7 protein-coding genes are annotated in these 13,961 nt (G+C 70.0%); all 7 read left to right on the top strand.

Annotated elements, in window-relative coordinates; genetic code table 11:
* Positions 1–275: 275 nt before the first annotated feature.
* The 7 genes from ACH4RG_RS13085 to pulA all read left to right on the top strand — a co-directional run bounded on the left by ACH4RG_RS13085 (position 276) and on the right by pulA (position 13,952).
* On the top strand, positions 276–1,547 hold the full coding sequence (locus ACH4RG_RS13085; protein ID WP_397916504.1) for an extracellular solute-binding protein: 1,272 nt from the start codon (positions 276–278) through the stop codon (positions 1,545–1,547).
* Positions 1,548–1,566: 19 nt separating this feature from the next.
* Positions 1,567–2,586, top strand: coding sequence for a carbohydrate ABC transporter permease (locus ACH4RG_RS13080; protein ID WP_397930371.1), 1,020 nt, complete (start codon positions 1,567–1,569; stop codon positions 2,584–2,586).
* Positions 2,583–3,461: a sugar ABC transporter permease gene (locus tag ACH4RG_RS13075; RefSeq protein ID WP_397916502.1), complete on the top strand. Its 879-nt coding sequence runs from the start codon at positions 2,583–2,585 to the stop codon at positions 3,459–3,461. The genes ACH4RG_RS13080 and ACH4RG_RS13075 overlap by 4 nt, the downstream gene beginning before the upstream one ends.
* 117 nt (positions 3,462–3,578) lie before the next feature.
* Positions 3,579–5,255, top strand: a complete 1,677-nt coding sequence (locus tag ACH4RG_RS13070; RefSeq protein ID WP_397916501.1) for a glycoside hydrolase family 13 protein — start codon at positions 3,579–3,581, stop codon at positions 5,253–5,255.
* Positions 5,240–6,298 carry a LacI family DNA-binding transcriptional regulator gene (locus ACH4RG_RS13065; protein WP_397916500.1) on the top strand — a complete coding sequence of 353 codons (1,059 nt, stop codon included), beginning with the start codon at positions 5,240–5,242 and terminating at the stop codon, positions 6,296–6,298. The genes ACH4RG_RS13070 and ACH4RG_RS13065 overlap by 16 nt, the downstream gene beginning before the upstream one ends.
* Before the next feature lie 471 nt (positions 6,299–6,769).
* Positions 6,770–8,500, top strand: a complete 1,731-nt coding sequence (locus ACH4RG_RS13060) for a carbohydrate-binding module family 20 domain-containing protein (RefSeq protein WP_397930377.1) — start codon at positions 6,770–6,772, stop codon at positions 8,498–8,500.
* A gap of 133 nt (positions 8,501–8,633) precedes the next feature.
* On the top strand, positions 8,634–13,952 hold the full coding sequence (pulA, locus tag ACH4RG_RS13055; protein WP_398539495.1) for a pullulanase-type alpha-1,6-glucosidase: 5,319 nt from the start codon (positions 8,634–8,636) through the stop codon (positions 13,950–13,952).
* The last annotated feature ends 9 nt before the right edge of the window (positions 13,953–13,961 follow it).

The following is a 13,961-nucleotide window of genomic DNA, read 5'->3' as shown; positions in this document are numbered from 1 at the left end:
GGGCTCTCCGGCAACGTCTTGCAAGGACTTGCGGCCCCGGATCGCGGGCTGCGGTCGGATCGTCGCACTGTGGATATGCCGTGTCCCGCCTGCCCCTGCCAGGGACGAGTGACTCTCGTCAAGGGGCTTGACGGCAACCTTGAGGACACGCGAATGTAACGATCACCAGGGCTTGCAGAAATCTTCCGCAAGGTCTTTCGGTCGTCTTTCATCCTTGTTACGTTCACGTCGACCCGGCGCCGCGACGGAGCGGTACGGCAGTTGAAGGAGTTCAGATGCGACGTGGCATAACGGCCACCGCCCTGGTCGCGGCCCTGGCGCTCGCGGCGACCGCCTGCGGCAGCGACGAGAAGTCCGGCGGCGGCACGAGCTCGGGCGAGCTCTCCGGCACGGTGACCTGGTGGGACACCTCCAGCGTCGGCAGTGAGGACAAGGTCTTCAAGAAGCTGGCCGAGGGCTTCGAGAAGAAGCACCCGAAGGTCGACGTGAAGTACGTCAACGTGCCCTTCGGCGAGGCGCAGAACAAGTTCAAGAACGCCGCCCAGGCCGGCGACGGCGCCCCCGACGTGATCCGCTCCGAGGTCGCCTGGACGCCGGACTTCGCCAACCTCGGCTACCTGGCCCCGCTGGACGGCACCCCCGCCCTGAAGAACCAGGACGACTTCCTCAAGCAGGCCGTCGCGTCCACGAAGTACGAGGACAAGACGTACGCGGTCCCGCAGGTCATCGACTCCATGGGCGTCTTCTACAACAAGAAGCTGTTCAAGGAGGCCGGCGTCGAGGCGCCCGCCGACCTGGACGACCTCAAGACCGTGGCCGAGAAGATCAAGGACAAGACCGGGAAGACCGGCCTCTACCTCCGCGGCGACGACCCGTACTACTTCCTCTCCTTCCTCTACGGCGAGGGCGGCGACATGGTCGACGCCTCCTCCAAGAGCGTCACCATCGACAAGCCCGAGGGCGTCAAGGCGTTCAAGGCGGTCAAGGACCTGGTCGACGACGGCACCGCGAAGACGGATGCCTCGGACGGCTGGGAGAACATGATGCAGGCGTTCAAGAACGGCGACGTCGCGATGATGATCAACGGCCCCTGGGCCGTCGCCGACACCCTGACCGGCAAGGAGTTCACGGACAAGGACAACCTGGGCGTCGCCCCGGTCCCGGCCGGCTCCGCCGCCCAGGGCGCCCCGCAGGGCGGCCACAACCTGGCCGTCTACGCCGGCTCCAAGAACCTCGACGCCTCCTACGCCTTCGTCGAGTACATGACCTCCGTGGACAGCCAGGCCACCGCCGCCGGCGAGCTGAACCTGCTGCCCACCCGCACCTCCGCGTACGCCAAGCAGGAGGCCGTGGACAGCGAGATCGTCGGCTTCTTCAAGCCGGTCGTCGAGACCGCCGTCGAGCGCCCCTGGATCCCCGAGGGCGGCAGCCTCTTCGAGCCGCTGCGCGTCGAGTACACCAAGGTCCTCACCGGCCAGACCACGCCGGAGAAGGCCGCCAAGGCCACCGGCGACTCCTACCGCAAGCTCCTCGAGGGCTGGAAGTAACAGGAAGGTTGGCCGACTGATGGCTGTCCACACCAGCCAGTCGGTGGTGAAGGCCGCGGGCGGGAACACCGCCCGCGGCCGGAGCCGCGGTACTGGCACCCCACCACCGAAGCCCGGCCGTCTGAGGCGGGCGCTGTCGGTCCACTGGTACGCCTGGGCCATGGTCGCCCCGGTCGTCATCGTGATCGGCGTGATCATCGGCTACCCGCTGGTCCGCGGGATCTTCCTCTCGATGACGGACGCCGACGAGCGCAACGTCGCCCGCTCCATCGGCGTCAACGAGATCCCCGCCACCTACGAGTTCGTCGGCGCGGACAACTACATCGACGCGCTGACCGGCTCGCAGTTCGTCGGGACGCTCGGCTGGACGCTGGTGTGGACCGTCTCCTGCGTGAGCGTCACGTTCGTCCTCGGCATGGCCCTGGCGAACATGCTCAACCGCCGCATCGCCGGGCGCTCCGCCTACCGCATGGCCCTCATCCTGCCCTGGGCCATCCCCGGCTTCGTCTCCGTCTTCGCCTGGCGCTTCCTCTACAACGAGGAGCGCGGTCTGCTCAACAAGGTCCTCGGCGGCGCCGGCATCGACGCCGTGCCGTGGCTGAACGACCCCACCTGGGCCAAGTTCGCGGTCATCGCCGTCAACGTCTGGCTCGGCATCCCGTTCATGATGGTCGCCCTCCTCGGCGGGCTCCAGTCCATCCCCTCCGAGCAGTACGAGGCGGCCGAGATGGACGGCGCCACCGCCTGGCAGCGCTTCCGCCACATCACGCTGCCCGGACTGCGCCCGGTCTCCACCACGGTGGTCCTGCTCTCCACCATCTGGACCTTCAACATGTTCCCGGTGATCTTCCTGCTGACCCGCGGCGGACCCGGCGAGGCGACCCAGATCCTGGTGACCCAGGCGTACAAGTTCTCCTTCGAGATCAGCCCGCGCGACTACGCGCAGTCCTCCACGTGGGGCGTGCTGATCCTCGTCATCCTGATGCTCTTCGCCGTGGTCTACCGGCGAGTCCTGCGCTCCCAGGGAGACAACTGGTGACCACCGTGACCGACGCCCCCGCCCGGCACGCCGTGCCCAGGGTCAGACTGCGCGGCGAACGCTCCCCGCTCGCCTCCGTCGCCCTGCACCTCACCCTGATCATCGCCTCGGTGATCGCGGTCTTCCCGGTGCTGTGGGTCCTGCTGACCTCGCTGAAGCCCGCCAAGTACGCGACCACCATGGACTTCTTCCGCGAGACGACGTTCGTCAACTACACGAACCTGATCCGCGACACGGAGTTCCTCAACTGGTTCGCCAACTCCGTGATCATCTCCGCGCTCTCCACCGTGATCGGCGTCTTCGTCGCCGCCACCACCGGATACGCGGTGAGCCGCTTCCGCTTCCCCGGCAAGCGCGGGCTGATGTGGACGCTGCTGATCACCCAGATGTTCCCGGTCGCCGTCCTCATCGTGCCGATCTACAACATCATGTCGACCCTGGGGCTGCTCAATCAGCCCACCGGGCTCGTCATCACCTACCTCACCATCTCGGTGCCGTTCTGCGCGTGGATGATGAAGGGTTTCTTCGACACCATCCCGCGCGAGATCGACGAGTCGGGTGAGGTCGACGGCCTCACCCCGTTCGGCACCTTCTTCCGGCTCATCCTGCCGCTGGCCAAGCCGGGCCTCGCGGTCACCGCGTTCTACTCCTTCATCACCGCCTGGGGCGAAGTGGCGTACGCCTCCGCCTTCCTGGTCGGCGACGAGAACCTCACGCTGGCCGGCGGACTCCAGAAGTTCGTCAACCAGTATGGAGCCCAGTGGGGCCCCATGACCGCGGCCTCCGTGCTCATCGCCATCCCGGCCGCCCTGGTGTTCCTCTTCGCCCAGAAGCACCTGGTCACCGGCATGTCCGCCGGAGCCGTCAAGGGCTGAGAGGCCCCCTGGCCACCCGCACCAGCACCCGCACGCACCACCGCACCCGTCACGGCGGCGCCGGAAACCCGGACCCGGTCCCCGGCGCCGCTCCCCACCCAGACACCCAGGGACGACATGACCCAGCACCTCGCTGCCCCCTCCACCGGCACGTCCGACGACGCCCCGGGCCACCGCACCGGCTGGTGGCAGGACGCGGTGATCTACCAGGTCTATCCGCGGAGCTTCGCCGACGGCAACGGCGACGGCATGGGCGACCTCGCCGGCGTCACCGCCCGCCTGCCCCACCTGAAGGACCTGGGCGTCGACGCGGTCTGGCTCAGCCCCTTCTACGCCTCCCCGCAGGCCGACGCGGGCTACGACGTCTCCGACTACCGGGCCATCGACCCGATGTTCGGCAACCTGCTGGACGCCGACGCGCTGATCCGCGAGGCCCACGGCCTGGGCCTGCGCGTCATCGTCGACCTGGTCCCCAACCACTCCTCCGACCAGCACGAGTGGTTCAAGCGTGCCCTGGCCGAGGGCCCCGGCTCCGCCCTGCGCGAGCGCTACCACTTCCGCCCCGGAAAGGGTGCGGCCGGCGAACTCCCGCCCAACGACTGGGAGTCCATCTTCGGCGGGCCTGCCTGGACCCGTACGGCGAACCCGGACGGCACCCCCGGCGACTGGTACCTCCACCTCTTCGCTCCGGAGCAGCCGGACTTCAACTGGGAGCACCCGGCCGTCGCCGACGAGTTCCGCTCCATCCTGCGCTTCTGGCTCGACATGGGCGTCGACGGCTTCCGCGTCGACGTCGCCCACGGCCTCGTCAAGGCCGAGGGGCTGCCCGACCTCGGCTCCCACGACCAGCTCAGGCTGCTCGGCAACGACGTCATGCCGTTCTTCGACCAGGACGGCGTGCACGCGATCTACCGCAGCTGGCGCACCATCCTCGACGAGTACCCGGGCGAGAGGATCGCCGTCGCCGAGGCCTGGACCCCGACCGTCGAGCGCACCGCCAACTACGTGCGCCCCGACGAGATGCACCAGGCGTTCAACTTCCAGTACCTGGCCACCGCCTGGGACGCCGCCGAACTGCGCGAGGTCATCGACACCTCGCTCGCCGCGATGCGCCCGGTCGGCGCGCCCGCCACCTGGGTGCTCTCCAACCACGACGTCACTCGGCACGCCACCCGCTTCGCCAACCCGGCGGGCCTCGGCACCCAGATCCGCACCCCCGGCGACCGCGAGCTGGGCCTGCGCCGGGCCCGCGCCGCCTCCCTGCTGATGCTCGCCCTGCCCGGCTCCGCCTACGTCTACCAGGGCGAGGAACTCGGCCTGCCCGACGTCACCGACCTGCCCGACGAGGCCCGCCAGGACCCCTCGTTCTTCCGCGCCGACGGACAGGACGGCTTCCGCGACGGCTGCCGCGTCCCGATCCCGTGGACCCGCGAGGGCGGTTCGTACGGCTTCGGTGACGGCGGCAGCTGGCTCCCGCAGCCCGCCGGCTGGGGCGAGCTGTCCGTCGAGGCGCAGACCGGCGTGGAGGGCTCCACCCTGGAGCTGTACCGGGCCGCCATCGCCACCCGCCGGGAGCACCCCGGCCTCGGCGCGGGCACGGACGTCGAGTGGCTGGACAGCCCCGAAGGCGTCCTCGTCTTCTCCCGCCCCGGCTTCGTCTGCACCGTCAACACCACCGGCGCCCCCGTCCGGATCGCCGCCCGCGGCCGGGTGCTGCTCGCCAGCTCCCCGGTCGCCGTGGACGGCGCCGAGGCCGAGCTGCCCGCCGACACCACGGTGTGGTGGACGGTGTGACACTGCCCGCGCCCAGGACCACGACGGCGCCCCGCCTCTCCGACATCGCCGGACAGGCGGCGGTCAGCGAGGCGACGGTCAGCCGGGTCCTGAACGGGAAGCAGGGCGTCGCGGACTCCACGCGTCAGCGGGTGCTCGCGGCGCTCGACATCCTGGGCTACGAGCGGCCCGTACGGCTGCGGCAGCGCAGCGCCGGGTTGATCGGCCTGGTGACGCCCGAACTCACCAACCCGATCTTCCCGGCGTTCGCCCAGTCCGTCGAACAGGTGCTGGCCGGGCACGGCTACACCCCCGTGCTCTGCACCCAGCTGCCGGGCGGCGCGACGGAGGACGAGCTCGTCGAGCAGCTCGTCGAGCGGGGCGTCGGCGGCATCGTCTTCCTCTCCGGGTTGCACGCGGACACCTCCGCCGACCCGGGCCGGTACGCCGCGCTCACCGAGCGCGGCGTGCCGTTCGTCCTGATCAACGGCTACAACGAGCGCATCAGCGCCCCGTTCGTCTCGCCCGACGACAACGCCGCCGTACGGATGGCCCTGGGGCACCTCGCCGAGCTCGGCCACCGCCGGATCGGCCTGGCCATAGGCCCGCAGCGCTATGTCCCCTCCCGTCGCAAGCGCGACGGGTTCGTGGAGGCGGCCGTCTCGCTGCTCGGCATGGACCGGGCCGAGGCCGAACTGCTCGTCTGCTCCACGCTGTTCAGCGTCGAGGGCGGCCAGGTGGCGGCCGGAGCCCTGCTGGACGCGGGGTGCACGGGCATCGTCTGCGGCAGCGACCTGATGGCCCTCGGTGTGGTCCGCGCCGCCCGGGGGAGGGGCCTGGAGGTGCCCCGTGACGTCTCGGTCGTCGGCTTCGACGACTCGCAGCTCATCGCGTTCACCGACCCGCCGCTGACCACGGTGCGCCAGCCCGTGCAGGCGATGGCGGCGGCCGCCGTGGGCGCGCTGCTGGAGGAGATCGGGGGCAGCCCGGTGCAGCGCACCGAGTACGTCTTCCAGCCGGAGTTGGTCGTACGGGGCTCGACGGCGGCGGTACGCCACGGCTGACCGCGAAGCGGGCTCGTGCGGGACGGGCTCCCGCAGACACGGGCACGTACAGGAGAGGCACCAGGAGTCGGCCCAGGACGGGCCGGCGGGGAGTTGTAGCGACTCCGGGTGCCTCTCTTGCCGTGACCGGTCCGGCCGGCCGGGCGCGTGGGGTCCGACGACGTGAAGCGGTGCCGGATCCCCCGGCCGACCGGACCGGAGTCGGGATGAAACGTAACAGGCTCGCAATATCTTGCGAAAGACCTTGCAGGGAGAAATCCCGAAGGGGTCGGGAAGAAGACTCCGCTGTTTCACGGATGTGAGCGGGAGATGTCCAAAGGGTTGACCGGTGACGGGAGGGCTCGTACGGTCTGCCCCGCGGCAAGGTTTGCATTCTTGCAGCAAGAACCTTCAGGAGCCTTGAGGGCACGGCGCGTTGTCGACTGAGGCTGCACCGTCATCCCCGCTTCCCCCACCCGCAGGAGGAAAGACATGGCACGCAGATCCCTGTCTGCCGCGCTCGCCCTGGTGGCCGGCGCCGCCGCCCTCGTCGTCCCCACCGGATTCGGCGCCGCAGGCACCGCACAGGCCGCCGCCCCGGGCGACAAGGACGTCACGGCCGTGATGTTCGAGTGGAAGTTCGCCTCCATAGCCAAGGCCTGCACGGACACCCTCGGTCCGGCGGGCTACGGCTACGTCCAGGTCTCACCGCCCCAGGAGCACATCCAGGGCGGCCAGTGGTGGACGTCCTACCAGCCCGTCAGCTACAGGATCGCCGGCCGGCTCGGCGACCGGGCCGCCTTCTCCGCCATGGTGAACACGTGTCACTCGGCCGGCGTCAAGGTCATCGCCGACACGGTCATCAACCACATGTCGGCGGGCAGCGGCACCGGCACCGGAGGCTCCGCGTACACCAAGTACGACTACCCGGGCCTCTACTCCGGCGCCGACATGGACGACTGCCGGTCCCAGATCAACAACTACAACGACCGCGGCAACGTCCAGAACTGCGAGCTGGTCGGCCTCGCCGACCTGGACACCGGCGAGGACTACGTACGCGGCAGGATCGCCGGCTACCTCAACGACCTGCTCTCGCTCGGCGTCGACGGCTTCCGGATCGACGCCGCCAAGCACATGCCCGCCGGCGACCTCGCCAACATCAAGTCCCGGCTGAGCAACCCGAACGTCTACTGGAAGCACGAGGCGATCTTCGGGGCCGGTGAGGCCGTCTCGCCCTCCGAGTACCTGGGGAGCGGAGACGTCCAGGAGTTCCGGTACGGGCGGAGCCTCAAGCAGGTCTTCCTCAACGAGAACCTCGCCCACCTGAAGAACTTCGGCGAGGGCTGGGGCTTCATGGAGTCCGGCAGGTCCGCCGTCTTCGTCGACAACCACGACACCGAGCGCGGCGGCGACACCCTCAACTACAAGAACGGCTCCGCCTACACGCTCGCCAGTGTCTTCATGCTGGCCTGGCCCTACGGCTCCCCGGACGTCCACTCCGGCTACGAGTTCAGCGACCACGACGCCGGACCGCCCAACGGCGGCCAGGTGAACGCCTGCTACAGCGACGGCTGGACGTGCCAGCACGCCTGGCGCGAGATCTCCTCCATGGTCGGCTTCCGCAACACCGCGCGCGGCCAGGGAGTCACCGACTGGTGGGACAACGGCGGCGACCGGATCGCCTTCGGCCGCGGGAACAAGGCGTACGTCGCCCTCAACCACGAGGGTTCCGCGCTCACCCGGACCTTCCAGACCTCGCTGCCCGCCGGCGACTACTGCGACGTCCAGTCCGGCAAGGACGTAAGCGTCAACGGCTCCGGCCAGTTCACCGCCACCGTTCCGTCCGGCACCGCCCTCGCCCTGCACGCCGATGCCCGGACCTGCGGGGGAGGCGGTACGAACCCCGGCCCGGGCCCCGGCAACGGCACCTCCGGCGCCTCCTTCGGCGTCAACGCCACCACCCGGCCCGGCCAGAACATCCACGTCACCGGCGACCAGGCCGCCCTCGGCGACTGGAACCCGGCGAGCGCGCCGAAGCTCGACCCGGCGGCGTACCCCGTCTGGAAGCTGGACGTGAACCTGCCCGCCGGGACCACGTTCGCCTACAAGTACGTCCGCAAGGACGCGTCCGGCAACGTCACCTGGGAGAGCGGCGCCAACCGCACCGCCACCGTCCCGGCCTCCGGGAAGGTCACGCTGACCGCCGACGTCTGGCGCGGCTGACCTCGACCTCCGGCGGGCCGGTGGCACCGCCACCGGCCCGCTTCTCCTGAGCGGCCCATGGCCCGACCCATGGCCCGACCCCATCGCTCGCCCCCCGCTCGACCCACCGATCAAGCCCTGAGGAGCACCCTCCGTGTCCCGAACCATCCTCGGACGATGGACGGTGGCCGCCCTGTGCGCGGCGCTGCTGCCCGTCGTCCCGGCGGCCACCGCCGCCGCGTCGTCCCGGCCGCCGGCCCCGCCATCGGACGCGAAACTCGCCCGTGAGGCGGACCGGCACGATCTCACGCGCGAGCAGTTCTACTTCGTGCTGCCCGACCGGTTCGCCAACGGCGACGCCTCCAACGACCGGGGCGGGCTGACCGGTTCGCGGCTGGAGCATGGCTACGACCCCGCCGACAAGGGGTTCTACCAGGGTGGCGACCTCAAGGGCCTCAGCCAGAAGCTCGACTACATCAAGGAGCTCGGCACCACCGCCATCTGGATGGCGCCGATCTTCAAGAACCGGCCCGTGCAGGGCACCGGCAAGGACGCCTCGGCGGGCTACCACGGCTACTGGATAACCGACTTCACCCAGGTCGACCCGCACTTCGGGACCAACGCCGACCTGGAGCGGCTGATCGACAAGGCCCACGCCAAGGGCATGAAGGTCTTCTTCGACGTCATCACCAACCACACCGCCGACACCGTCGACTACGCGGAGAAGGCCTACGGCTACCAGCCCAAGGGCGCCTTCCCCTATCTCGACGAGGACGGCCGCCCCTTCGACGACCGCGACGGCGTCGAGAAGGTGGACCGGGACTCCTTCCCGTACACCCCGGTGAAGGCGCCCGGTACCGGCGAGAAGGTCCCCTCCTGGCTCAACGACCCCACCATGTACCACAACCGGGGCGACTCGACGTGGGCCGGCGAGTCCAACGAGTACGGCGACTTCTCCGGGCTCGACGACCTGTGGACCGAGCGTCCCGAGGTCGTGAAGGGCATGGAGAAGATCTACGAGAAGTGGGTCCGCGACTTCGACATCGACGGCTTCCGCATCGACACCGTCAAACACGTCGACCTGGACTTCTGGACCCAGTGGGCCACCGCGCTCGACGCGTACGCCGCGAAGCGCGGCCGGGACGACTTCTTCATGTTCGGCGAGGTCTACTCCGCCGACACCGAGGTCACCTCCCCGTACGTCACCCGGGGCCGCCTGGACTCCACGCTGGACTTCCCGTTCCAGGACGCCGCCCGGCAGTTCGCCTCCCAGGGCGCGCCCGCCGACCGGCTCGCCTCCGTGTACGGGAACGACTACCGCTACACCACCGGCAAGGCCAACGCCTACGAGCAGGTCACCTTCCTCGGCAACCACGACATGGGCCGCGTCGGGACCTTCCTGAAGCAGGACAACCCGAAGGCCGACGACGCCGAACTGCTGAAGCGGGCCCGGCTCGCCAACGAGCTGATGTTCCTCGGCCGGGGCAACCCGGTGATCTACTACGGCGACGAGCAGGGCTTCACCGGAGCCGGCGGCGACAAGGACTCCCGCCAGACGCTCTTCGCCTCGAAGACCGCCGACTACCTCGACGACGACCAGCTCGGCACCGACCGGACGCACGCCTCGGACGCGTACGACACGGAGCACCCGGTCTACCGCTCCATCGCCGCCCTCTCCCAGCTCACCAAGGCCCACCCGGCCCTGCGCGACGGCACCCAGATCGAGCGGTTCGCGGAAGGTTCGGTGTACGCCACCTCACGCATCGACACCGAGCGGCCCCACGAATATCTCGTCGCCTCCAACAACGGCACGAGCCCGCGGAAGGTCCAGCTCGACACCGAGTCGGCCGGCATGGACTTCCGGACGCTGTACGGCGGTTCCGGTGCCGTCCGCAGTGGCCAGGACAAGAAGGTCACCGTCACCGTGCCCGCCCTCTCCAGCGTCGTGCTGAAGGCGGACCGGCCGGCCGGCTCCCCGGCCGGCGAGCCCACGATCGCACTGAAGGCCCCGGCCGCCGGCGCCACCGGCACCGTCGAAATCACGGCCGACGTGGACGGCGGCCAGCTCAACCGGGTCGTCTTCGCCGCCCAGGTGGGCGACGGGAAGTGGAAGACGCTCGGTTCGGCCGACCACGCCCCGTACAAGGTCACCCAGTACCTCGACGGGACCGTGACGGCGGGAACGCCGCTGCGCTACAAGGCCGTCGTCGTCGACCGGGCGGGCCGCACCGCCGGCGCCCTCGCCGCGACCACCGCGGGAGCGACCCCGCCGAAGCCCAAGCCCGTCGCCGTCGAGCGCGACCGGGCGGTCGTCCACTACCAGCGCCCCGACGGCGACTACGAGGGCTGGCAGCTGAAATCCGGTGGAAAGACCGCCGAGTTCATCGGCCGGGACGCCTACGGCGCGTTCGCCTGGCTCGACCTGGAGGAGGGCGCCGACTCCGTCCCGTACACCGTCGAGAAGAACGGCACGGCGGACGGTCCGCAGCGGACCGTCGACCTCGGCGTGACCGGTCAGGTCTGGATCGAGCAGGGCAAGGACGGGCAGCGGGCCGAAGCGCCCGAGGCCCCGCCGCAGGACACCGGCAAGGCCGTCCTCAACTACCACCGCCCGGACGGGAACTACGACGGCTGGGGGCTGCACACCTGGGCCGGGGCCAAGGAGCCCACCGACTGGTCCAAGCCGCTGATGCCCGTGAAGAAGGACGCCTACGGGGTCACCTTCGAAGTGCCGCTCGTGGACGGGGCCACCACCCTCAGCTACATCCTGCACAAGGGCGACGAGAAGGACCTGCCCACCGACCAGTCCCTGGACTTCGCCACCTACGGCCACGAGGTCTGGATGCTCGGCGGCACGCCCGGCTACCTCCTCCCGCAGGCCGGCGGCGGCGCGGCCCCCGACCTGTCCAAGGCCGAGGCCCAGTGGCTCGACAAGGACACCGTCGTCTGGAAGGTGAAGGCCACCGACGCCACCAGCCAGCAGCTCGTTTACGAGGAGAAGGGCGGCATCTCCGTCGTCGACGGGGCGCTCTCCGACGAGGGCCGGTGGCTGCGGCTCACGCGGTCCGCCCTGAGTGACGCGCAGAAGGCGAAGTACCCGCACCTCAAGGACTACCCGGCGTTCACCGTGGACGCCCGCGACCGGGACCGGGTCCGCGCGTCCCTGCGCGGCCAGATCATCGCCACCCAGCGCGCCGCCAACGGCGCTCTGCTCGCCGCCACCGGCGTACAGACCGCCGGGATCCTGGACGACCTGTACGGGAAGAAGGCGGCCTCGGCCGAACTCGGCCCGGTCTTCCGCAGGTCGACGCCCACGCTCTCCGTGTGGGCCCCCACCGCCCGCACCGTCTCGCTCGAACTCGACGGGCGCACCCACCCGATGAAGCGCGACGACCGCACCGGCGTCTGGTCGGTCACCGGAAAGAAGAGCTGGCGGGGCAAGCCCTACCGGTACGCCGTGACCGTCTGGGCCCGCACCGTCCAGAAGATGGTCACCAATAAGGTCACCGACCCCTACTCCACCGCCCTGACCGCCGACTCCGCCCACAGCCTCGTCGTCGACCTCACCGACCCGAAGCTCGCCCCGCGCGGCTGGTCCGGCCTGAGGAAGCCCGTCGCCACCCCGCTGCGGGACGCCCAGATCCAGGAACTGCACGTCCGCGACTTCTCCATCACGGACCGCACGGCCAAGCACCCCGGTGAATACCTCGCCTTCACTGACACCCGATCGAAGGGCATGAAGCACCTCAAGAAGCTCGCCGACGCAGGCACCAGCTACGTGCACCTGCTGCCCGTCTTCGACCTCGGGACGGTCCCGGAGAAGAAGAAGGACCAGCAGAAGCCCGCCTGCGACCTCCACGTCCACGCACCCGACTCCGAGGAGCAGCAGGCCTGCGTCAGCAGGGCCGCAGCCAAGGACGGCTTCAACTGGGGCTACGACCCGCTCCACTACACCGTCCCCGAGGGCTCCTACGCCTCCGACCCGGACGGCACCCGGCGCACGGTCGAGTTCCGGCAGATGGTGCAGGGCCTCAACCAGGCCGGACTGCGCACCGTCATGGACGTCGTCTACAACCACACCGTCGCCTCCGGACAGGACGACAAGTCGGTCCTCGACCGCATCGTGCCCGGCTACTACCAGCGGCTCCTGGAGGACGGCAGCGTCGCCACCTCCACCTGCTGCGCCAACACCGCGCCCGAGAACACCATGATGGGCAAGCTCGTCGTCGACTCGATCGTCACCTGGGCGAAGGAGTACAAGGTCGACGGCTTCCGCTTCGACCTGATGGGCCACCACCCCAAGGACAACATCCTCGCCGTCCGCGAGGCGCTGGACGGACTGACCCTCGCGAAGGACGGCGTCGACGGCAAGAAGATCATCCTGTACGGGGAGGGGTGGAACTTCGGCGAGATCGCGGACGACGCCCGCTTCGTCCAGGCCACCCAGAAGAACATGGCCGGCACCGGCATCGCCACCTTCTCCGACCGGGCCCGCGACGCCGTGCGCGGCGGCGGCCCCTTCGACGAGGACCCCGGCGTCCAGGGCTTCGCCACCGGCCTCTACACCGACCCCAACTCCTCCCCGGCCAACGGCAGCCGAGCCGAGCAGAGGGCCCGGCTGCTGCACTACCAGGACCTGATCAAGGTCGGCCTCACCGGCAACCTCGCCGACTACACGTTCACCGACACCTCCGGCCGCACCGTCAAGGGCTCCGAGGTCGACTACAACGGTGCGCCCGCCGGATACGCGGCCGCACCCGGCGACGCCCTCGCCTACTCCGACGCCCACGACAACGAGACCCTCTTCGACACCCTCGCCTTCAAGCTCCCGGCCTCCACCACGGCCGCCGAACGGGCCAGGGCCCAGGTGGTGGCCATGGCCGCCTCCGTCCTCTCCCAGGGACCCTCGCTCTCCCAGGCGGGCACCGACCTGCTGCGCTCCAAGTCCCTGGACCGCAACTCCTACGACAGCGGCGACTGGTTCAACGCCCTGCACTGGGACTGCCGCGACGGCAACGGCTTCGGCCGGGGCCTGCCGCCCGCCGCCGACAACCAGGACAAATGGGCGTACGCGAAGCCGCTCCTGGCCGTCGCCGGCACCATCGCGCCGGACTGCGCGCAGATCGACGGGGCCTCGGCCGCCTACCGCGACCTGCTCACCATCCGCTCCACCGAGAAGGAGTTCTCCCTGCGCACCGCGGGCCACGTGCGGGCCGCCCTGTCCTTCCCGCTCTCCGGCACGGCCGAGACCCCCGGCGTGATCACCATGCGCCTCGGCGAGCTGGTCGTCGTCCTCAACGCCGCGCCGACCGCCGCCGACCAGCGGCTCGCCGCGCCGGCGGGGAAGACGTACGCACTGCACCCCGTCCAGGCCAAGGGCGCGGACCCTACTGTCAAACGAGCCAGGTACGACGGGAAATCGGCCACTTTCACCGTCCCGGGACGCACGGCGGCCGTCTTCACGCTGCGCTGACCTCCGGCA

The sequence above is a fragment of the Streptomyces sp. NPDC021019 genome, assembly GCF_044333295.1.
Lineage (GTDB): Bacteria > Actinomycetota > Actinomycetes > Streptomycetales > Streptomycetaceae > Streptomyces.
The sequence above is the reverse complement of the archived record's forward strand: the minus strand, read 5'-3'. Positions and strand labels throughout refer to the sequence as shown.